This window comes from Stutzerimonas stutzeri (assembly GCF_018138085.1).
GTDB lineage: Bacteria > Pseudomonadota > Gammaproteobacteria > Pseudomonadales > Pseudomonadaceae > Stutzerimonas > Stutzerimonas stutzeri_AI.
Window position 1 is genome coordinate 170,457 of the sequence record NZ_CP073105.1, and the last position, 20,139, is coordinate 190,595.

The following is a 20,139-nucleotide window of genomic DNA, read 5'->3' on the forward strand; positions in this document are numbered from 1 at the left end:
GCGGCAGTGAGGGTCGTCCCCTGATGGTTTTTGGGCCATGGCGAGCAGAATTTAGTTCAGCGCTTCTGCCGAATGGCCGACCATCGATGCGTGGCGATCGGTATGCAACTTCTGCCAATGTCGGCCTTCCTACCTTGACGGGCCCTATCCACATCCAGACGCAGGAGACCTTCATGAACCCAACCGAACGCGGCAAGGAAAACCTCGAGACCATCGAAGACCGCAAAGGCGAGCGTGGCGAGCAGGCGAGCGGCGCGGGAACCGAGCGCGTACGCAACGGTGAGGTCGCCGGCGGCGATCGCGATGACGTGCCGGGGGGCGCCTACAACGTGCCCAAGGACATGGCCGAAGAGGTCAGCGACGACCCTGCTCGCCAGCCGCGCGAGGAACGCTAGCGGCCCGACCCGCTGGCAGACCAGGGCAACGGCGGTCACGACCACGTCGGTTTGCCCTTGCGTTAAAAAATACCGTGGCCGGCTTAATGTTCGGCCATTTGCGGTCGCCTGCTGCCTCTGAGCAACCAATGGTCGGCGCCGGACCCGTTCCGCTCCGATACCTAGCGGTCGAACGAGACAGCCGAGCCCTCCATGCGCCAACACTCCCGCCTCAGCTTTCGTCACCTCAGCCGAATCCTGGTGACCAATCACCTTAGCGGTGAGCCCATGGGCTATCTCGCCGACCTGTCGATGGGCGGCCTGCGCCTGGTGGCCAAGCAGCCGCTTGGCGTGAGCGGTTGCTACGAGATGATTGTGCACGTGCCCGACGAGGGCGAGCGGTTGCGCGAGGTCCATGTCGTGGTGATCTGCCAGTGGGTGCGCAAGGATTCGCGCCGCGACGCCTTCGAGATGGGCTTCTCGCTCGATCGGCCGAGCCCGGCCTTCATCGAACTGGTTGGCCGGTTACTGCCCAGGCGCCGTTGAGCCTAGCGATTGACCACCTTGGCCGGTAGCGCGACCACCAGCAGCGAGCCCAGCACGAGGCAGGCGGCGAAGAACAGCAGGGCGCCGCCGCTGCGGCCCGTGATGTCCAGCGCGAACCCGATCAGGGTGTTGCTCACCAGGCCGGCGATGTTCGCCAAGGAGCAGGCCAGGGCGAAACCGGTCGCCGCCGCGGTGCCGGTGAGGAAGGTTGCCGGCAGGCTGAAGAACACCGGAACCGCGCCGATGATCGCCGTCTGGGCGATGGAGAACAGCAGCACCGTTGCCACCACGTTGTCGGTGAACGCAGTACTGGCCGCCATGGCGGCGGCGCCAATCCAGAATGGCAGGATGATGTGCCAGCGGCGCTCGCGGAACCGGTCGGAGCTGGCCCCGAGCGCGAGCATGCCGACCACCGCGGCGATGCTTGGCAGCGCCGTCAGCAGGCCGATATCGGACGCATCGGCGACGCCGGCCTGGCGAATGAAGGTCGGCATCCAGAAACCCATGGCGTAAGCGCTGAGCAGGATCGCAAAATCGATGCCGCCGAGCATCCACACCTTCAGGTTGAAAAAGCCCTGGCGAAAGCTGTCTCCGCTGGCCGGGCTCTGCGCCTCGTCCACCGTCAGGTCGCGCAGAAGATGGCCCTGTTCGCGCAGGTCCAGCCATTCGGCGTCCTGTGGCCCTTCGGGAAGCAGCCGTAACGCCAGCAGCCCGAGCAACACGCTGGGCACGCCCTCGAGCAGGAACAGCCACTGCCAGCCGCGCAGGCCCTGGAGTCCGTCGAAGGCTTCGAGGATCCAGCCCGACAGCGGCGCACCGATGACGCTGGACAGCGGCAGCCCGATCATGAACAGCGCGATCATCCGTCCGCGCCGGTGGGTCGGGAACCACAGCGTCAGGTAATACAGTACACCCGGCAGGAAACCGGCCTCGGCGATGCCCAGCAGCAGGCGCAGCACGTAGAACTGGGCAGGCGTGGTGACCAGTAAGGTGCACGCCGAAAGCACGCCCCAACTGACCATGATCCGCGCAATCCAGACCCGCGCCCCGACGCGTTTTAGGATCAGGTTGCTCGGCACCTCGAAGAGGATGTAGCCGACGAAGAACAGACCAGCACCGAGACCGAACGCCGCATCGCTGAGCTGCAACTGGTCGGCCATCTGCAGCTTGGCGAAGCCGACGTTGATGCGGTCCAGATAGGCGGCCAGGTAGCAACAGCAGAGAAACGGAATCAGACGCCAGGCGACCTTGCGGTTCAGGCGCCGCCCTTCGGTGTCCTGGCTCGGCTGGATGGCGGCGGGGCCATGGGGCATCGGCGAGTCCTCGCGGGTTACGGATGGACGTGGATAGGGGTTCGACCCGGTGGGTGCCGGGATTCGTTCCCGTGAATGTCTGCACCTCGACGGTGTGCGGGCTGGCCGCAGGGCTCGATCGATGGCGAACTCTGACGGATGGGTCGTGTCGCAAGCCATTGCGGCGACCCTTTGCCGGGTTCGGCATCTCGTGCTGCAAGCAATCATGCCAGAGGAGACGAACATGACTTCACAGTGGATCGACATTCCCGCGCAAGACGGCAAAACCTTCAAGGGCTACCTGGCGCTGCCGCCGGCCGGCCATGGCCCCGGTATCGTGCTGATCCAGGAAATCTTCGGAGTGAACGCGCACATCCAGTCGGTCGCCGATCAGTACGCGTCCGATGGCTACGTGGTACTGGCCCCGGACCTGTTCTGGCGCAGCGAGCCGGGCATCCAGCTCGGCTATGACGGTGACGACTGGGAGCGGGCGTTTGCCCTGATGAAGGCACTGGACTTCGACCTTGCCATTGACGACCTGCGCCGCAGCGCCGAGCTGCTACGTGAGCGGGACGACTGCAATGGACGCGTAGCCTCGGTGGGCTACTGCATGGGCGGCGTGCTGTCCTACCTGCTGGCAGCGAACTCAGGCGTCGACGCGGCGATATGTTACTACCCCGGCAGCATCGAGAAGCGCCTGGACCAGGCCGAGCGGATCACCTGCCCGACGCTGTTCCACTTCGCCGAGGAGGACGACCACATCGACAGCGACGCGGTCGCCGCCGTGCGGGAAAAAATGGCCCAGGTCGGCCAGGCGCAGATCGAGACCTACCCGGGCGTCGACCATGGCTTCAACTGCTGGGCACGGCCGGCCTACAACCAGAACGCCGCCGCGCTGGCACACGGGCGGAGCCTAGTGTTCCTGGCAGAGCATCTATAACCAACCCTGTAGGAGCCAGCTCTGCTTGCGACTCGCAGCCACGCCGGACCACAGCCATGCGCTGGCCCTCGGATCGCGACCAGAGGCCGCTCCTACAAAAGCGGCCGCTGAGCCAGCAGACACACCACGCACGCTTCATGTAGGAGCAAGCTCTGCTTGCGATCCGCAGCCACGCCGGACCACAGCCATGCGCTGGCCCTTGGATCGCGACCAGAGGCCGCTCTTACAAAAGCGGCCCCTGAGCCAACAGACACACCACGCGCTGCCTGTGTAGGAGCAAGCTCTGCTTGCGACCCAAAGCCATGCAGGACCACAGCCACGCAGGTGCCCTTGGGTCGCGACCAGAGGCCGCTCCTACAAAAAGCGGCACCTGAGCCAACAGACACGCCACGCCCGCTTCATGTAGGAGCAAGCTCTGCTTGCGATCCAAAGCCACGCCGGACCACAGCCATGCGCTCGCCCCTGGGTCGCGACCAGAGGCCGCTCCTACAAAAAGCGGCACCTGAGCCAACAGACACACCACGCACGCTTCATGTAGGAGCAAGCTCTGCTTGCGACCCAAAGCCATGCAGGACCACAGCCACGCAGGTGCCCTTGGGTCGCGACCAGAGGCCGCTCCTACAAAAAGCGGCACCTGAGCCAACAGACACACCACGCCCGCTTCATGTAGGAGCAAGCTCTGCTTGCGATCCAAAGCCACGCCGGACCACAGCCATGCAGGTGCCCTTGGATCGCGACCAGAGGCCGCTCTACATGAAGCCGAGCGGCGGAACGCGCAGCCCTCGTTCAATCGAGAGGCCCCGACTGATTAACCCAGCGTCCCGAGGATATTTACCCCGACGCGATCCGGAATTTCGTTCTGCGACAGCACGTGCAACCCCGGGCTGAACACCCGTGCGTAGCGCGACAGCAGCGGGCGCAGCTGTGGCATCACGGTGAGGATCGGCGGGTGGCCGTCCTTGCGCAGCTTTTCCTTTACCACCGGCATGCTGTTCTGCAGCTGGTTGAGCAGGCTCGGCTCCACCGGAATGTTGTCCAGGCTCACCTGACCAGCCTGCTGGGCGATCGCCAGGGCATTGAGCAGCGTGTTTTCCAGCGCATTTTCCAGCACGAACACCGCCAGTTCACGACGGTCTCCTGCAATCATCGAGACGATGCTGCGGCGCAGGGCATAGCGCACGTCGGCGGCCAGCAGCACCGGGTCCTTGGTGGTTTCGCTGCATTCGAGCAGGGTGCTGGCGATGGTTTCGATGTCGCGCAGCGGCACCTCTTCCAGCAACAGCTGCCGGTAGACGCGCATCTGCTGGGTGTAGGTCAGCGCGCCCTTGAGGCTTTCGGCGAGCCTCGGAGCCTGCAGCGTCAGGCGCTGCATCAGGTGCTCGACGTCGTCGTGCTTGAACAGGTCCGGCAAATGCTCGCGCACCACCTTGTTCAGGTGCGTGGCGACCACGCTGGCACAGTCGATGACCTGATAACCGAGGTTCAGCGCGCGGGATTTGTCCGACGGCTGAATCCAGACCACCTGCATGCGGTAGGCCGGATCGGTGCCGAGGATGCCGTCGATCTCGCCGTAGAGTTCCGGCGACGGAATGGCCATCAGGCGGTCGGCGTGCAGCTCGGCGCCGTCGATCTTCTCGCCATTGATGTAGATGTCGTATTGCGAAGCCTTGAGCCGCAAGCTGTCGCGAATCTGCACTTCCGGCAGCAGGAAGCCCAGGTGCTCGGACAGCGTCTGCCGCACCCCGCGCACCCGCGCCGGCAGTGGCGCGCCGGAGGCTTCGTTGACCAGCCCGACCAGCTTGTAGCCCAGCGAAATCGACAGTCGCTCGACCAGCGGGATGTCTTCCCAGGCCAGCGTCTGCGCCTTTTCCTTGTCCATCGCCTGGCCGATGGCCTGGATGTCCTTGAGATCGGCGCCAGCGGCCGGCGGCTCGTGCAGCGACACCCGCCAGCCGATGAAACCGATCAGCGCAGCAAAACCGATGAACGCCAGATGCGGCATGCCCGGCACCAGGCCGAGCACGAAGAGGATGCCGGCCACGGTATACAGCGAGGCTGGGTTGGCCAGCAGCTGGCGCTGGACCTGGCTGGTGATGTCGCTGGACTCGTTGATCCGGGTGACGATGATTGCCGCAGCGGTGGACAGCAGCAGCGCCGGGATCTGCGCCACCAGGCCGTCACCGATGGTTAGCAGGGCGTACTGCTTGAAGGCTTCGCCGGCCGCCAGGCCATGGACGAACACGCCGATGGCGAAACCACCGAACAGGTTGATCAAGAGGATCAGGATGCCGGCGACCGCATCGCCGCGAACGAACTTCGAGGCACCATCCATCGCGCCGTAGAAGTCGGCTTCCTTGGCCACTTCCTGACGGCGCGCCTTGGCTTCTTCGTTGGTCACCAGGCCGGCGTTGAGGTCGGCGTCGATGGCCATCTGCTTGCCCGGCAGGGCGTCCAGGGTGAAGCGCGCGGTGACTTCCGAGATCCGCTCGCCACCCTTGGTGATGACGATGAAGTTGATGATCATCAGGATGATGAACACCACCAGACCGACGATGAAGTTGCCGCCGATGACCACCTCACCAAAGGCTTCGATCACCTTGCCCGCCGCGCCCGTGCCGGTATGACCTTCGAGCAGCACCACGCGCGTAGACGCGACGTTGAGCGTCAGGCGCATCAGCGTGGTGATCAGGATCACTGTCGGGAACAGCGAGAAATCCAGCGGACTTTTCGATGACACGCTGACCAGCAGCACCAGGATCGACATCGCGATGTTGAAGGTGAACAGCACGTCCAGCAGCTGCGGCGGCAGCGGCAGGATGATCATCGCCAGGATCGACAGGATGATCAGCGGGATCCCAATCCGACCGCTGCTGAAGGTCGGGGTCAGTTTCTGAATCAGGCTCATGATCGCGCTCGGTTGAACAGTTCTTCGGGAATATGAATGTCGCTGGCCAGCCTGGGCTTGGCCCGGCGGCCCTGTTTCCAGGCTTTGAGCTGGAGGATGTAAGTAAGTACGTGGGCCACCGCGGTGTAGAGCGGCGCCGGAATCTGCTGGTTGACCTGGGTGCTGAAGTAGATCGCCCGCGCCAGCGGCGGCAGCTCGACCACTTCCAGGTTGTTGGCCTGAGCCAGCTTGCGGATGTACAGCGCGGTTTCATCGACGCCGCGGGCGATGACGAAGGGTGTTTCGGCCTTCTTGGGGTCGTACTTGAGCGCCACGGCGTAATGCGTCGGGTTGACGATCACCACATCGGCGTCCTTGATCACCCGGCTGATCTGCCGCTGGGCCAGCTGGCGCTGCAACTGCTTGATCCGCGCCTTCACCTCGGGCCGGCCTTCCTGGTTCTTGTGTTCTTCCTTGCGCTCCTGCTTGGTCATGCGCATTTTCTTCAGGAAGAAGAAGCGCTGCAGCGGGATATCGATCAGCGAGAACAGCAGGAACACCGTCAGCAGCGCGATCGCCAGATCGAAGGTCAGCGAAAAGGCACTGCCGATGGCGTTGCTGATGTCAGTGCGCTGCAAAGCGATCAACTTGGGCGCGGCGTAATAGAGCTGGCCAACGGCGACGCCGAGCAAGGCGGTGATCTTTAGCAGCGACTTGAACAACTCGGTCCAGTTCTGCGCCCCAATCATCCGCCCCAGGCCAGTAATCGGGTTGAGTTTGCTGAACTTGGGGGCGAAGTTCTTCGACGCGAACACCCAGCCGCCCGGCACCAGGGCGAAAGCAATGACCAGGATCGGCGTCACCAGCAACGGCAGCAGCACGCTGATGAACACCAGCAGGTTGTGGGTGAGGATCAGCTGCAGATCATCGAGCGTCATCTCGCTGTGATGAAAGTTGATGTACGAGTAGCTGAACGCCTGCTGCAGGCCATCGAAAAAGAAACCAAGGCTGAACTTCAACACCAGCAGCGTCGCCAGCAACGAGACGGTGGTGGCGACGTCCTTGGAACGGGTGACCTGGCCATCGTCGCGACTCTTCTTGAGTTTCTGCTCGGAGGCCTCTTCTGTCTTGTCTTGGGTGCTGTTCTCAGACATTGCGGCCGCTCCGCAAGATCTCACCGATGTTGCCGAGCAACTCGCGGGTCAGGTGCAGGTAGGCTTCCGACAGGTTCGGCAGCGTCAGGTAGATCAGCGTCAGCCCGGCGATGATCGCCATTGGAAAGCCCAGCGAGAACAGGTTCATCGCCGGCGAAATGCGGTTGAGCAGGCCAAAGCAGAACTGCACCAGCGTCATGCAGAAGACGATGGGCAGGGCGATCAGCAGGGCCGCGGAAATCACCCAACTCAGCGACAACGCGATGGTTTGCAGGCCGTCGAAGTGAATGCCGCTGCCGATCGGCCAGAAGATGAAGCTCTGGTAGATGATGGTGACGATCACCAGGTGGCCGTCGGTGGCGAAGAACAGCAGCGCCAGCAGGATGAAGTACAGCTGGTAGACGATCGAGGCCGAGGACACGCCGTTCATGGGGTCGTTGAAGACCGCCATGGACAGGCCGAGCTGGGTGGAGACGATGTCACCGATCAGGGTGAACACGGTGAACACCAGCATCAGCGCCACGCCCAGCAGCAGGCCCATGGCGATCTGTTCAAACGCCGTGAGGATGCCCTTCATCGACAGCGGGTCGATGGGCACGGTCGCCGGTAGCGCGGCGGTGAGCACCACGGTCAGCGCGATCGCCAGCAGCACGCGCACCCGCACGCTCAGCGACTTGTGGCTGAACATCGGCGCCAGGCTGAACACGGCCATGATCCGGCAGAACGGCCACCAGTAGCCCAGCAACGATTGCAGGTATTGGCCGACCTGCATGATGGGTTCATTGCCCACGGCTAACCGACCAGCCGCCCGGCTTGGGTGAAGGTTTCGATGAACAGATCGCTGAAGGTGCGCAGGATCCAGTGTCCGGCGAACACCAGCATGCCGAGGGTGATCAGCAGGCGGGGGAGGAAGCTCAGCATCTGTTCGTTGATCTGGGTAGCGGCCTGGAAAATGCTGATCAGCAAGCCGCCGAGCAGGCTCGGCACCACCAGCACGCAGACCACCAGCACGATGACGTGGATGGCGTTGGAGACGATGTTGACGGCGGTGTCGGGGGTCAGCATTGGGGCACCTGGGAGGTGAGGGCTTGTGCGCTGCTTGGCCGAGTGGCGAGCGGCAGCTTTGGTTGTGCTGTTTGTGGGAGCGGTCTTGACCGCGAAGCTTTTGGGCTCTGGGTCCGCGCGGTTACAGCCGTTGGCAGGGTTGGCTGAGGCATTGGTTTCGCCCTGCTGGGCGAGTCACTTTTTCTTGTGTGGCCAAGAAAAAGTAACCAAAAAGAAGGCCACCCCTGCATCCGGGTTTTGCTTCGCAAAACTTCCCTCCCTCCGGCGCTGCTCCGGGGGATCGGACTAGGCGCCCCCTCACGAAGGGACATCCATGTCCCATCACTCCTCGCTCGGCATCCATGCCTCGCGTCCCCCTGCGCAGCGCCTACGTTCGGCCTCCTGAAGGGGGATCTAGTCCGAGTTGCCTTAAAGATCGTAAACAGCGAAACAAGCGCGCTTCGCTTGTTTGCTGGCGAGCGAGCTGCCAGAAGCCTCCCAGCACCTCTCTCAGATCGTAGGGTGGGTAACGCGAAGCTTACCCACCGATTTTTGTCGGCGAAGTTCGATACCGATTGCAGAGTCGATTGCGATGGAAAATGCTTCGCAGTTTTCCACCCTACGAATCGCCCACAGCCACTGGTCAATTCACCTTGGTTCGAAGCGGCTTTGTGCTTTTCCATTGCACGACCTACCAGACGCCGCCGAACGCCCCTTTCAGAAGGCCGAATGGAATCGCTGCGTAGAGGGGCGAGCGGCATGGATGCCGCGAGAGCCGTGAAGGGCCATGGATGGCCCTTGCGCGGCGACCCTCGGAGCAGCGATGGAATGAGGGAAGTCGAGCGCAGCGAGACCCGGATGTAGGGGCAAGACTTTTTGGTTCCTTTTGGGGCAACTGCCAAAAGGGACTCGCCCAGCAGGGCGAAACCATTGCGTCGGCCAACTCCGCCAACGGGCCCTAGGCAAGGAAGCCCAAGCCCAACAGCTTCGCGGCCAAGGCCGATCCCACAGGAGTGCACTGCCTCCCCGCTCTCCAAACCCCACCGCACGGCAACCGCATCCATCCCCATCACCTAAAACGGCTGAATACTGGTGGTCAGGGTCCCCATCAACAACGCCCACCCATCCACCAACACAAACACCATCAGCTTGAACGGCAGCGAAATCATCATCGGCGAGAGCATCATCATGCCCATCGCCATCAGCACGCTGGCGACCACCAGGTCGATCACCAGAAACGGCACGAAGATCATGAAGCCCAGCTGAAACGCCGTCTTCAGCTCGCTCAGCAAGAACGCCGGCAGCAGCAGCGAGAAGTCCAACTCATCGAGGTTCTCGGGCACTTCCTCACCAGCCAGCGAGACCATGGTTTCCAGCGACGTCTTGTTGGTCTGCGCCAGCATGAAACCCGAGAGGCTGGTTTTCGAAATGTCCAGCGCCTGCTCCAGGCTGATCTCGTCGTTCTGGAACGGCTCGAATGCATGGCTGTGGATTTCCTGCCACACCGGGCGCATCACCAGCAGGGTGACGATCAACGCGATGCCGATCAGCACCTGGTTCGGCGGGCTCTGCTGCAGGCCGATGGCCTGACGGAGGATGGCCAGCACGATGATGAAGCGGGTAAAGCAGGTCATCATCATCAGCATCGCCGGCAGGAAGCCGAGCAGCGTCATGATGATCAGGATCTGCAGCTTGACGCTGAATTCCTGGCCGTTCTCGGTATCGTTCAGATTGAACAGCGTGATCTCGCCGCCGGCCGCCTGGGCCACCAACGGGAACAGACTGATCAGCAACAGGCACAGCAGTAACAGCCCGTGGCGCAGTTTCATTGCGTCAGAGCATCCAGGCCGACGCCGGACAGTTCGACGATGCGCAGGCCGTAGCTGCCATTCATCACCACCACTTCCGCCTTGGCGAACAGGGTGCCGTTGACCTTCACGTCCAGCGGCTCGCCGGCCACCTTGTCGAGGACGATGACGCTGCTGGTGTCGCACTCCATCAGTTCTTTCAGCGAGATTTCGGCGGAAGCCACTTCCAGCGTGACGTTGACCGGAATCTTGCCGAAGAAGCTCAGGTCCTGGCGCGGTGCCTGAGGCTTGGGTGCGGCCGCGGGTGCCGCGTCTTCGGCGCCATCGAGGCTCAGGTCGCCCTCGTTGATGAGGTTCTCGAATTCGTTGTCGGACAGTTGACCGGTCATTGGGATTTCACGCTTTCAAGTGAAGTGAGGAACAAGGCGCCGTCTTCTTCGAAGACAGTCCCCCGAAAGAGCTTCTGCTGGTTGATGCGCACCTCGTAGCGATCCAGCGGGCGCACCATGAGAATGTCGTTGAGCTGCAGGGCAAGCACTTGCGACAGCGGCATCTGCACCGAGGCGACCACGCAGTCGAGGCGTACCGGCAGATGCTGAATATGGTCGAGCGGGTTGCCGCTCAGGCGTTCCGGTAACGGGCCGGCCAGGCGCATGGTGAGTTCATCGACCAGTTCGGCATCCAGATAAATGAATATCGACGAGCGGCTATGGGTGAGATGGCTGATGTATTCGAACTCGGCCACATATTCCCAAGTGGTCTCTTCGTAATCATTTTCGTAGCGCTCAAGTTCACCGAATGTGCCACCGGATAGCAAAGAGCGAGCGAAGATATAGCTCAGGTCCAGGCCCAGGCGATTACGCATCCGTTGTTCGGAAGTGCTCAGCGGCGGCGTGTCCTGATTGGGCACGATAGTGCCGCCGTAGTAACACTCGAGTGCTTCGGTCAATAGGGCGCGATCGATTGCGAATCCAACTTTACCCATGGGCGAACGGTAGATGCAGTCCGGCCCCTGTTTTTCCGCTTCCTGCACTTCGACCTTGCTCAATTCAAGGCTAATCCGGTAGTTGCGCAGGAAGTAATCCCCCATCAAGCGCGGGTTCTTGTTGGTGGTTTCCTTGATGAACTGGGGAATCTTGTGGTGATGCCGGCCAAGCTTCTGCGGTTTCAATACAGTCAGGCTTTGGGCGGGCACGCCATGGTGGACTTTTGAATTGCCAGACATGTTGTGAACGGTATTTCCTGGTTCTTGCGCGGCTGGCGAAGCCGGTCGCGCGGGTATTAAGCAGAAGGATGTTTGGCCAGGGAGGGGGTGCCATACCCAGGATGGCAGGCACGGCTCTAGCGTGCCGCCAGTCTAGGCTTGGGCGCGAGAAAGGATTAAATCAATAGGTATCAATTGATCTTTTTTGAGATCAGCTGTGAGCAATTGATTTAATTTTAGCGGAACTGATTGGGCGGTTCCGGGCGGGCTTGTTAGCGTGCGCGCAATTGTTTCGGAGCGGTCGGTCGAAGTTACCTGTCTCGTTCGGCTAGTTGGACAGGCAGGGCGACGAAAGTTCCACAAGGCTTAAATATTTTTTTCAGCGAATCCGGCGTTGTGCTCGAGCAACAGGCGTAACGACGCCAAGGTGGTCACATTGAACAGTGTCAGTCATGCAATGAACTACTCGTGCGAAGAGCGGTTCGCTCCAGCGCCGGCGCGCAAGAAAATTCTTATCCTGGGTAATCCTGCCGAAGCGGGTTGCGAGTTCCTGGAAGCAGGTCTGCGCAAGGCAGGTTGTGCGGTCTTTTCATATGCCGATGTGAATGATCTGGATAACGCCGCCCTGAAGGGCACATCGCTGATTTTTTATGTCATCAGCGGCATGCAACAGTCAGCCTTATATACGCAGGTCGATTCGCTGATTCGTCGCGGTCGCTCCATCAGTGTTATTCCGGTCGTGCAATACGCCGACCAGGAAAAAGCCGCCGCCTTACTCGAGCTGGGTTGTGTCGATTACCTCTTGTCGCCATTCAGCGAAACTCAGTTAAGTGCGCTGTTGCGTCGCCAGGAATTCGCCGATGCCGCGCAGGAGAGTTTCGTCTCCTGTTCCCAGGCTGGCCGCCGCCTGCTGGCGATGGCGCAGCGGGTATCGCTGACCCGGGCGCCGATCCTGATCACCGGTGAAACCGGCACCGGCAAGGAGTTGATGGCGCGTTATATCCATCGCTTCTCGGCCAGCGCCGAGGCGCCTTTTATCGCGGTGAACTGCGCGGCGATTCCCGAGCAGATGCTCGAATCGATCCTGTTCGGTCACGAGAAGGGCGCCTTTACCGGTGCGGTGGCGGCGCAGCCGGGCAAGTTCGAGCTGGCCAACGGCGGCACCCTGCTGCTCGATGAAATCGGCGAGTTGCCGCTGGGACTGCAGGCCAAGCTGCTGCGCGTGCTGCAGGAGCAGCGCGTCGAGCGCCTCGGCGGGCGCAAGGAAATCGAGCTCAACGTGCGGATCATCGCCGCCACCAACCGCGACCTGCAGGTAGAAGTCGCCGAAGGGCGCTTCCGCGCCGACCTGATGTTCCGCCTCGATGTGCTGCCGCTGCACATCAGCCCGCTGCGTGAGCGCAAGGAAGACGTCCTGCCGCTGGCTCGCCGTTTCGTGGCCAAGTACGCGCCGCAGGAAGCCGACGAAGAATTGTTCACCAGCGAGGCCTGCCGCGCCCTGCTGCAGCACGATTGGCCGGGCAACGCCCGTGAGCTGGAAAATACCGTGCAGCGCGCGCTGGTGTTGCGCAATGGCCTGTTCATCCAGCCGCAGGACCTTGGGCTGGCCGCCCCTTCGCAAGCCGAAGTGCGCAGCGAGCGGCTGCCGCTGCCCACGGTCGAGACCGGCAAGGCTGCCCTGCGTGCCAGCGGCAAGTGGGCCGAGTACCAGCACGTGATCGACACTATTCGCAAGTTCGACGGGCACAAGACCAAGGCCGCTGCCAGCCTCGGCATGACCTCGCGCGCCTTGCGCTACCGCCTCAATGCCATGCGCGAGCAGGGCATCGAGCTGAATTTCTGATTTTTACCAGCCAAGGGGAGAGCCAGCGATGAGTTCCATCACGCAGGTGCAGCAGGAGCTGCTGGGCCGGATGCAGCAGCTCCAGGACGTCGCCTCCAGCGCGGCGATCAAGCCAGCTGAGCAGGCGGCGCCCGACGCGGGCGGGTTGTTCATGGCAGCGATGCGCTCGGTCGATGCACAGCAGCACCAGGCCAGCACGGCCATGGCGGCGGTGGACAGCGGCAAGAGCGACGATCTGGTGGGCGCCATGCTCGACAGCCAGAAGGCCAGCGTGTCGTTTTCCGCGTTGCTGCAGGTGCGCAACAAACTGACCACGGCGTTCGACGACGTCATGAGAATGCCGCTTTGACGCGGCGTGAGAGCTGAGCCGTGCTTGAGAAACTGAAGAGCAAGCTGCCTGCCGGCGGGCTGCAACTGGACCCACGGGTAACCCTGGCCGGGATGGCGGTAATCGCCGCCGCACTGGCTGTCGCCGTGGCCTTTTACCTGTGGCGCGACAACGGCTCGTTCCGCCCGCTGCACGGTGCCGGCGAAGCCTTTCCGGCCGCCGAGGTGATGCAGGTGCTCGATGCCGAGGCCGTGCAATATCGCATCCATCCGCAGAGTGGACAGATTCTGGTGCGCGAAGACCAACTGTCCCGCGCCCGTATGCTGCTTGCCGCCAAGGGCGTGAAGGTGTCGATGCCGGCGGGTTATGAGCTGTTCGACAAGGAAGAGCCGCTGGGCACCAGCCAGTTCGTTCAGGACGTGCGGCTCAAGCGCAGCCTGGAAGGCGAGCTGGCGCGCACCGTGATGTCCCTCAAGGGCATTCAGCATGCCCGCGTGCACCTGGCGCAGGAGGAGAATAGCTCCTTCGTGGTCAGCAAGCGCGCACCGACCAAGGCCTCGGTGATGTTGCAGCTCGAGCCTGGCTACAAGCTGGGCGCCGACCAGGTCGGTGCGATCGTCAACCTGGTGGCCGGCAGCGTGCCCAATCTCAAGCCAGAAGATGTCGGCGTAGTCGATCAATACGGCGCGCTGCTGTCGCGCGGCTTGAATGTCGGCGGTGGCCCGGCGCAGAACTGGGGGGCCGTCGAGGATTACCAGCAGAAGGCCGTAGCCAACATTGAAGAAGTGCTGGCGCCAGTGCTGGGCAGCGGCAACTACCGCATCAGCGTCGCGGCCGATATCGATTTCAGCCAGAAGGAAGAGACGCTGCAGTCCTATGGCGAAACCCCGCGTCTGCGTCGCGAAGTGCTGAGCAACGAAAGTGCGCTGGATCAGCTGGCGCTCGGCGTGCCCGGCTCGCTGGCCAACCGGCCCGTCGCCCCGCCGAAGGAAGGCGAGGAACCCAAGCCGGCCAAGGGCGAAACCAAGGGCGCGACCTCCCTGCGTGAGGAGTCCACCCGTCAGCTGGATTACGACCAGAGCGTGATACACGTGAAGCACGCCGGTTTCACCCTGCGCCAGCAGAGCGTCGCGGTGGTGCTCAATGCCGCCGCCGCGCCGGAAGGTGGCTGGAGCGACGAGGCGCGGGCCGAACTCGAGGCCATGGTGCGCAGCGCGGTCGGCTTCAAGCAGGCGCGTGGCGACTTGTTGACCTTGAGCGTGCTGCCCTTCGCCAGTGTGGACACCACCGTTGACGAAGTGCCCTGGTGGGAAAACAGCCAGGTGCATGACCTGGCCAAGTTGGGCGTCGCCGGCCTGATCGCGCTGCTGCTGTTGCTGATCGTGGTACGTCCTGCCGTGCGCAGCCTGACCCAGCGCAACGCGCCAGCCGAGGCCGATCCGGTGGCACTGGAAGGCACCCTGGCGGGCGCGTCGGGGCCGCTGCCGATCGAGGCCGAAAGCCGCGCTGCATTGGCCAGCCCGCGTCCGGCAGCGGCCGATGGGGCGAGCATCTTCGGCGAACTCAACCCGCTCTCGGAAATCCGCCTGCCGGCGCCCGGATCGGGGCTGGAATTGCAGATCGAGCATCTCCAGATGCTCGCCAAGAACGACCCGGAACGCGTTTCGGAAGTCATCAAGCATTGGATAGGCCGCAATGAAAGAGACCTCAACCCAGCCAGCTGAGCCGGCGACCGGCTCGAGCAAGGAAATCAAGGCGCGCCCGGTGCACCTGCGCTCGGTGAGCTCGCTGGACCAGGCGGCCATCCTCATGCTGAGCATGGGCGATGACATTTCGGCTGGCATCCTGCGCAACTTCACCCGCGAAGAGATCATCAGCATCAGCCAGGCGATGGCGCGTCTGTCCAACGTCAAGCAGCCGATGGTGTCCGACGTGATCAGCCGCTTCTTCGACGACTACAAGGAGCAGAGCAGCATCAAGGGCGCCTCGCGCACCTACCTCGCCGGAATGCTCGGCAAGGCGCTGGGCGGCGACATCACCCGCTCGCTGCTCGACTCCATCTACGGTGAGGAAATCCGCGCCAAGATGGCGAAGATGGAATGGCTCGATCCCAAGCAGTTCGCCGCGCTGATCGCCAAGGAACACGCGCAGATGCAGGCGGTGTTCCTCGCCTTCCTGCCGCCGGGCATGGCCACCGATGTGCTCGAATGCATGCCTGCCGAGCGTCAGGACGAGCTGCTCTACCGCATCGCCAACCTCAACGAGGTCAACAGCGATGTAATCGCCGAGCTCGAGCAACTCATCGATCGCAGCCTGCAGGTGCTCTCTACGCAAGGCTCGCAGGTGCGCGGCGTGAAGCAGGCGGCCGACATCATGAACCGCTTCAAGGGCAATCGTGACCAGATGTTCGAGCTGTTGCGTGCCCACAATGAAGAGCTGGTCGAGAAGATCGAGGATGAAATGTATGACTTCTTCATCCTCTCGCGGCAGAACCCGGATGTGTTGCAGACCCTGCTGGAAGTGATTCCGCTGGACGAGTGGGTGGTTGCGCTCAAGGGCGCCGAACCAGCACTGGTCAAGGCGATCCAGGCGGCGCTGCCCAAGCGCCAGGCGCAGCAGATGGAATCGATCAACCGTCGCCAGGGCCCGGTGCCGCTGTCGCGGGTGGAGCAGGTGCGCAAGGACATCATGGCGGTGGTCCGCGAGATGTCTGCCGATGGCGACCTGCAGATTCAACTGTTCCGCGAACAGACCGTCGAGTAAGCGCCGATGAGCATCAAGATCATCAAGGGCGAAGGTCGCGCCTGGCGTCCGTTCCGCTTCCCGCCTCGCGTGCGCAGCGCAGCCGCTGACAGCATGGCTGGCGATCCGGCAGCTCTGCAGCGCGCGGTCGCCGATGGCTTTCAGGAAGGCATCGACAAGGGTTACGAGCAAGGCCTGGAGCAGGGGCGCGAGGCCGGGCATCGCGAAGGGCTCGAGCGCGGTGTCGAGGACGGCAAGGCGATCGGGCGCGAAGAGGGCCGTGTCGCGGGTCGTCGCGCCTTCGACGAGGCGGCCCGACCGATGGATGAGCTGGTCGAGCGCTTCGAGCGCTTCCGGCAGGAATTCGAGCAGGCGCGCCGCGAACAGTTGTTGGAGCTGGTGCAGAAGGTGTCCAAGCAGGTCATCCGCTGCGAACTGACCCTGCACCCGACGCAGTTGCTGACCCTGGCCGAGGAAGCGCTGGCGGCTATGCCGGGTGACCAGGAGGACGTGCGCATTCTGCTCAACCCCGAGGAATGCACCCGGATCAAGGAGCTGGCGCCCGAGCGTGCGGCGGCCTGGCGCCTGGTGCCGGACGAGAAGCTGGCACTCGGCGAGTGCCGCGTGGTGACGGCGCAGGCCGAAGCCGATATCGGCTGCCAGCAGCGCCTGGATTCATGCATGGACACCCTGGCAGAACACATCAAGGCGGAAGCCTGAGATGTCCCTGCGCGAGAGCTTCCGGCTCGATGAGGCGTTGCGTTCGCTGGACACGGTGCAGTTGGCGAAGGTCAGCGGCCGGCTGGTGCGCGTCTCCGGCATGCTGCTGGAAAGCCTCGGCTGTCAGCGCATGACCGGCCAGCGCTGCTTCGTCGAACAGGGCGACGGCAGCATGCTCGAAGCGCAGGTGGTCGGCTTCAACCGCGAAATCACCTACCTGATGCCCTTCAAGAAGCCGGTGGGTCTGACGGCCGGCTCGCGCGTATTTCCCGCACCGGACGACGCCAAGCTGCATATCGACGAGTCCTGGCTGGGGCGTGTGGTCAACGGCCTCGGCGAGCCGCTGGATGAAATGGGCAAGCTCAGCGGGCGCGATCCGCTGCCCACCGAGCTGCCGTCGGTCAATCCGCTCAAGCGCAAGCCGGTCAGCGAACCGCTGGACGTCGGCGTGCGGGCGATCAACTCCATGCTCACCCTCGGCAAGGGCCAGCGCGTCGGCCTGTTCGCCGGTTCCGGTGTGGGTAAGAGCGTGCTGCTGGGGATGATTACCCGGCAGACCAAGGCGGACGTCGTGGTGGTTGGCCTGATCGGCGAACGCGGCCGCGAGGTGCAGGAATTCCTGCTGCATTCGCTGGGCGAAGAGGGGCTGAAGAAGGCCGTGGTGGTGGTGGCGCCGGCCAACGAATCGCCACTGATGCGCCTCAAGGCCACCGAGCTGTGCCACAGCATTGCTGCTTATTTTCGGGATCAGGGCAACGATGTGTTGTTGCTGGTCGATTCGCTGACCCGCTACGCCATGGCCCAGCGCGAGATTGCCCTGGCGCTCGGCGAGCCGCCGGCAACCAAGGGCTATCCGCCGTCGGTGTTCGGCATGCTGCCGGAGCTGGTGGAAAGCGCCGGCAATGGCGCCAACGACAACGGCAGCCTCAGCGCGCTGTACACGGTACTGGCCGAAGGCGATGACCAGCAGGACCCGATCGTCGACTGCGCCCGGGCGATTCTTGATGGTCACATTGTGCTGTCGCGTCGACTGGCTGACGCCGGACATTACCCGGCCATCGACATCTGCGCCTCGGTCAGCCGCTGCATGAGCCAGGTCGGTCAGCCGCCGCACCTGAGCGCGGCGCGCCAGCTCAAGGAGTTCTACAGCACCTACGAGAAGATCAAGGAGCTGATCCCGCTGGGCGGCTACAGCCCCGGCGCGGACATCAAGACCGACCGCGCCGTGCAGCTGGCACCCACCATCGAACGCTTCCTGCGTCAGGAAGTGGGCGAGGCGGCGGAGCTGGAAACCAGTCTCACCCTCCTGCAGAGCATCATCAGGAAGCCATGAAACAGCAGATCGAAACGCTCACGCGCCTGGCCAGCCTGCGCGGCAACCGGGTCAAGCAGATGCTCGGGCAGGTTCAGTACCAGCAGAACCTCTGCCAGCGCTACCGCAACAACATCACCGGCCTCAGCCGCCTATGCGGTTTCAGCGTGCCGATGAGCACACCGCTGCAGCGCGACAACCAACAGCGTTACAAGGCCACGCTGTACAAGATGGTCGAATTGCAGCGCCGCGAACTGGCGGTGGCCGAACAGGCGCTGGTGCGGATCCAGCAGGAACTGCTGCAGGCCATGCGCAGCGAGAAGGTGGTCGAGCACGTGATCGAGGCCAAGATGCAGCAGTGGCAGCAACTGCTGATGGCGCAGGAGCAGAAGATTCAGGATGGCCTGGCGGCGCAGAGCTGGTGGCGTAATCAGATTGCTTGATGGGGTTGGGCTCCGAGTTCGCTTGGCTCCGCCCCCTCACCCCAGCCCTCTCCCCAGAGGGGCGAGGGGGCGTGTGATGGATGGGTGGGAGGCTGGTGGCAGTGGTCGGGCGAAGGTTGAGCAAAGGGGATCCGGGTACGCCGGCAGCGGCTCGCAGGGCCGACCCCCTCTTCGTGAGGGCGCAGGACCAGAAGGTTCAAGGATGGCCTGGCAGCGCAGTTGTGGCGTAACTAGATTTGCTTTATGCGGTGTGCTTGGGCGCCGAGTTTGCTTGGCTCCGCCCCCTCACCCCAGCCCTCTCCCCAGAGGGGCGAGGGGGCGTGTATGGCGTGATGGACGGGTGGGAGCCCGGCTCCCGGGGCCCGAAGAAGGCCCGCAAAGGCATCTCATGTCTTGGAGCGGCCATGCGAATACCGCAACCCCTACGGCCAGACCTGCTCGTCTCTTGCTGGGAGAGGATTGAAATGAATGGAGTGCTTGAAGCGGCGAGGCTCGAAACAGAACGTCATGGTCGCCACGCAAGGGCTTCAAACCCGCACGGCCAACTCCCTCTCCCCGCTTGCGGGGAGAGGGCTGGGGTGAGGGGGTGTGCTTGAGTAAGGCATCGGAGGATCGGCTGAAAACGCCCCGCCGGTCCGCTCCGGCAAAAAAATATTTAAGGTTTCCGCCTGAGCGGTCGCTTGTTTGGCGGTAACCACCGAGTTGGAACGACATCATGGAAATCAGCCGGCACTTCAAGCCCGCCATCGCGACGCCCGCCGAGCCGGGAGCGACCCGTCCGGTCGCCGCTCGTCCCACCGCACAGCCCGCCGCCCGCCAGGCCGGCAGCCTTCCGCTGGAGCAGATGCACGACGCCCTGCGCGCGATGCCCGAGGTCGATCTGGATCGGGTAGCGGCCATCAAGCAGGCGCTGCAGCGCGGCGAGATCTCCACCGACGTGGGTGATCTGGCCAGCAGCATGCTCAGCTTTCACCGTGGAAACGATGCGTGAGCCAGCGTGAAAAGCTGCTGGCGGTCGTCGATGACGACCTGCAACAGGACTGCGGCGATTACCTCGCCTTGCGCGAGCTGATGCAGGAGCTGTACGGGCGTCTGCTCGAGCGGGACGTGCCGGAAATCGATCGCATCAACCTGCAGATCACCGTCCGCGTCGAAGCCATTGCCGTGCGCGCCCAGCGCCGCAGCAAGGTGTTGGCGGCGTTCCGGCTGGAAACCTCCGGCGTGGGCATGCGTCGCCTGCTGGCCAGCTGCACGGGTGAGCGCGGCGAATCCCTTCAGCAGCATTGGCGGCAGGTCGGCGATCTGGCCGTGCAGTGCCAGCAATTCAACGAGCACAACGGCAAGCTGCTTGCCATGCATCACGACATCCTGCAGCAGCTGCTCGCCGGTGGGCAGGACGCCCGGCTCTACTCACCGCAGGCGTACTGAGCCACATAACCCGGCGCGCGAATTCTCTGGCTTGAGGAGTGCCAGCGAGCCGGGGCTTACAGCCTCTCTAATCTCCG

General features: G+C 63.2%; 20 protein-coding genes. 12 read left to right on the forward strand and 8 right to left on the reverse strand.

The features are described from left to right. Positions 1–173 precede the first annotated feature (173 nt). Together KCX70_RS00815 and KCX70_RS00820 are read left to right on the forward strand one after the other, a co-directional pair. Positions 174–395, forward strand: coding sequence for a hypothetical protein (locus KCX70_RS00815; RefSeq protein ID WP_021209069.1), 222 nt, complete (start codon positions 174–176; stop codon positions 393–395). A 192-nt stretch (positions 396–587) separates the two neighbouring features. Next, entirely contained in the window at positions 588–920 is a 333-nt protein-coding gene (locus KCX70_RS00820) for a PilZ domain-containing protein (RefSeq protein WP_212618988.1), read from the forward strand. Between the two features lie 2 nt (positions 921–922). Here the strand turns inward: KCX70_RS00820 and KCX70_RS00825 are convergent, their stop codons facing one another. Further along, complete coding sequence (locus tag KCX70_RS00825) at positions 923–2,233, reverse strand: MFS transporter (protein ID WP_212618989.1); 1,311 nt, start codon at positions 2,231–2,233, stop codon at positions 923–925. Positions 2,234–2,456: 223 nt separating this feature from the next. On the opposite strand from KCX70_RS00825, the gene KCX70_RS00830 reads away from it, so the two are divergent. Further along, complete coding sequence (locus tag KCX70_RS00830; RefSeq protein WP_212618990.1) at positions 2,457–3,152, forward strand: dienelactone hydrolase family protein; 696 nt, start codon at positions 2,457–2,459, stop codon at positions 3,150–3,152. An 808-nt stretch (positions 3,153–3,960) separates the two neighbouring features. Here KCX70_RS00830 and KCX70_RS00835 read toward each other — a convergent pair. The 7 genes from KCX70_RS00835 to KCX70_RS00865 form a co-directional block, all read right to left on the reverse strand. After that, positions 3,961–6,057, reverse strand: coding sequence for a flagellar biosynthesis protein FlhA (locus tag KCX70_RS00835; protein WP_212618991.1), 2,097 nt, complete (start codon positions 6,055–6,057; stop codon positions 3,961–3,963). Next, positions 6,054–7,190, reverse strand: a complete 1,137-nt coding sequence (gene flhB, locus KCX70_RS00840) for a flagellar biosynthesis protein FlhB (protein ID WP_212618992.1) — start codon at positions 7,188–7,190, stop codon at positions 6,054–6,056. The genes KCX70_RS00835 and flhB overlap by 4 nt, the downstream gene beginning before the upstream one ends. After that, positions 7,183–7,962, reverse strand: a complete 780-nt coding sequence (gene fliR, locus KCX70_RS00845) for a flagellar biosynthetic protein FliR (protein WP_212618993.1) — start codon at positions 7,960–7,962, stop codon at positions 7,183–7,185. Before fliR ends, flhB begins: the two co-directional genes overlap by 8 nt. A gap of 20 nt (positions 7,963–7,982) precedes the next feature. After that, entirely contained in the window at positions 7,983–8,255 is a 273-nt protein-coding gene (locus KCX70_RS00850) for a flagellar biosynthetic protein FliQ (RefSeq protein WP_019342009.1), read from the reverse strand. Between the two features lie 1,052 nt (positions 8,256–9,307). Then, positions 9,308–10,063 carry a flagellar type III secretion system pore protein FliP gene (gene fliP, locus KCX70_RS00855; protein WP_212618994.1) on the reverse strand — a complete coding sequence of 252 codons (756 nt, stop codon included), beginning with the start codon at positions 10,061–10,063 and terminating at the stop codon, positions 9,308–9,310. Continuing rightward, a complete protein-coding gene (gene fliN, locus KCX70_RS00860; RefSeq protein WP_021209058.1) occupies positions 10,060–10,431 on the reverse strand; it encodes a flagellar motor switch protein FliN in 372 nt (123 codons plus the stop codon). Before fliN ends, fliP begins: the two co-directional genes overlap by 4 nt. Then, positions 10,428–11,267, reverse strand: coding sequence for a FliM/FliN family flagellar motor C-terminal domain-containing protein (locus tag KCX70_RS00865; protein WP_102851811.1), 840 nt, complete (start codon positions 11,265–11,267; stop codon positions 10,428–10,430). Before KCX70_RS00865 ends, fliN begins: the two co-directional genes overlap by 4 nt. Before the next feature lie 436 nt (positions 11,268–11,703). Between KCX70_RS00865 and KCX70_RS00870 the strand changes: the two genes are divergently transcribed. The 9 genes from KCX70_RS00870 to flgN all read left to right on the forward strand — a co-directional run bounded on the left by KCX70_RS00870 (position 11,704) and on the right by flgN (position 20,062). After that, positions 11,704–13,089 carry a sigma-54-dependent transcriptional regulator gene (locus tag KCX70_RS00870; protein WP_212620262.1) on the forward strand — a complete coding sequence of 462 codons (1,386 nt, stop codon included), beginning with the start codon at positions 11,704–11,706 and terminating at the stop codon, positions 13,087–13,089. 28 nt (positions 13,090–13,117) lie between these two features. Next, positions 13,118–13,438 carry a flagellar hook-basal body complex protein FliE gene (gene fliE, locus KCX70_RS00875; RefSeq protein WP_021209055.1) on the forward strand — a complete coding sequence of 107 codons (321 nt, stop codon included), beginning with the start codon at positions 13,118–13,120 and terminating at the stop codon, positions 13,436–13,438. Between the two features lie 20 nt (positions 13,439–13,458). Beyond that, on the forward strand, positions 13,459–15,141 hold the full coding sequence (gene fliF / locus KCX70_RS00880) for a flagellar basal-body MS-ring/collar protein FliF (RefSeq protein WP_212618995.1): 1,683 nt from the start codon (positions 13,459–13,461) through the stop codon (positions 15,139–15,141). Further along, a complete protein-coding gene (locus KCX70_RS00885; protein ID WP_102851808.1) occupies positions 15,113–16,180 on the forward strand; it encodes a FliG C-terminal domain-containing protein in 1,068 nt (355 codons plus the stop codon). The genes fliF and KCX70_RS00885 overlap by 29 nt, the downstream gene beginning before the upstream one ends. A gap of 6 nt (positions 16,181–16,186) precedes the next feature. After that, positions 16,187–16,879 carry a flagellar assembly protein FliH gene (gene fliH, locus KCX70_RS00890; protein WP_212618996.1) on the forward strand — a complete coding sequence of 231 codons (693 nt, stop codon included), beginning with the start codon at positions 16,187–16,189 and terminating at the stop codon, positions 16,877–16,879. Between the two features lies 1 nt (position 16,880). Next, a complete protein-coding gene (gene fliI, locus KCX70_RS00895) occupies positions 16,881–18,212 on the forward strand; it encodes a flagellar protein export ATPase FliI (RefSeq protein ID WP_212618997.1) in 1,332 nt (443 codons plus the stop codon). Then, positions 18,209–18,634, forward strand: a complete 426-nt coding sequence (locus KCX70_RS00900; RefSeq protein WP_021209050.1) for a flagellar FliJ family protein — start codon at positions 18,209–18,211, stop codon at positions 18,632–18,634. The genes fliI and KCX70_RS00900 overlap by 4 nt, the downstream gene beginning before the upstream one ends. Positions 18,635–19,349: 715 nt before the next feature. Continuing rightward, the gene (flgM, locus tag KCX70_RS00905; protein ID WP_212618998.1) at positions 19,350–19,625 is read left to right on the forward strand and encodes a flagellar biosynthesis anti-sigma factor FlgM; all 276 of its coding nucleotides are present in this window, start codon (positions 19,350–19,352) and stop codon (positions 19,623–19,625) included. Beyond that, complete coding sequence (gene flgN / locus KCX70_RS00910; RefSeq protein WP_102846309.1) at positions 19,622–20,062, forward strand: flagellar protein FlgN; 441 nt, start codon at positions 19,622–19,624, stop codon at positions 20,060–20,062. Before flgM ends, flgN begins: the two co-directional genes overlap by 4 nt. Positions 20,063–20,139 lie beyond the last annotated feature (77 nt).

Bases quoted from the DNA above. Each gene is read 5' to 3' on its own strand.
- fliE (WP_021209055.1), top strand. From the start codon at position 13,118: ATGAGTTCCATCACGCAGGTGCAGCAGGAGCTGCTGGGCCGGATGCAG.
- fliN (WP_021209058.1), bottom strand. From the start codon at position 10,431: ATGACCGGTCAACTGTCCGACAACGAATTCGAGAACCTCATCAACGAG.
- KCX70_RS00885 (WP_102851808.1), top strand. From the start codon at position 15,113: ATGAAAGAGACCTCAACCCAGCCAGCTGAGCCGGCGACCGGCTCGAGC.
- KCX70_RS00820 (WP_212618988.1), top strand. From the start codon at position 588: ATGCGCCAACACTCCCGCCTCAGCTTTCGTCACCTCAGCCGAATCCTG.
- fliH (WP_212618996.1), top strand. From the start codon at position 16,187: ATGAGCATCAAGATCATCAAGGGCGAAGGTCGCGCCTGGCGTCCGTTC.
- KCX70_RS00815 (WP_021209069.1), top strand. From the start codon at position 174: ATGAACCCAACCGAACGCGGCAAGGAAAACCTCGAGACCATCGAAGAC.
- KCX70_RS00900 (WP_021209050.1), top strand. From the start codon at position 18,209: ATGAAACAGCAGATCGAAACGCTCACGCGCCTGGCCAGCCTGCGCGGC.
- KCX70_RS00865 (WP_102851811.1), bottom strand. From the start codon at position 11,267: ATGTCTGGCAATTCAAAAGTCCACCATGGCGTGCCCGCCCAAAGCCTG.
- KCX70_RS00850 (WP_019342009.1), bottom strand. From the start codon at position 8,255: ATGCTGACCCCCGACACCGCCGTCAACATCGTCTCCAACGCCATCCAC.
- fliP (WP_212618994.1), bottom strand. From the start codon at position 10,063: ATGAAACTGCGCCACGGGCTGTTACTGCTGTGCCTGTTGCTGATCAGT.
- flhB (WP_212618992.1), bottom strand. From the start codon at position 7,190: ATGTCTGAGAACAGCACCCAAGACAAGACAGAAGAGGCCTCCGAGCAG.
- flgM (WP_212618998.1), top strand. From the start codon at position 19,350: ATGGAAATCAGCCGGCACTTCAAGCCCGCCATCGCGACGCCCGCCGAG.
- KCX70_RS00835 (WP_212618991.1), bottom strand. From the start codon at position 6,057: ATGAGCCTGATTCAGAAACTGACCCCGACCTTCAGCAGCGGTCGGATT.
- KCX70_RS00870 (WP_212620262.1), top strand. From the start codon at position 11,704: ATGAACTACTCGTGCGAAGAGCGGTTCGCTCCAGCGCCGGCGCGCAAG.
- fliI (WP_212618997.1), top strand. From the start codon at position 16,881: ATGTCCCTGCGCGAGAGCTTCCGGCTCGATGAGGCGTTGCGTTCGCTG.
- KCX70_RS00825 (WP_212618989.1), bottom strand. From the start codon at position 2,233: ATGCCCCATGGCCCCGCCGCCATCCAGCCGAGCCAGGACACCGAAGGG.
- KCX70_RS00830 (WP_212618990.1), top strand. From the start codon at position 2,457: ATGACTTCACAGTGGATCGACATTCCCGCGCAAGACGGCAAAACCTTC.
- fliR (WP_212618993.1), bottom strand. From the start codon at position 7,962: ATGCAGGTCGGCCAATACCTGCAATCGTTGCTGGGCTACTGGTGGCCG.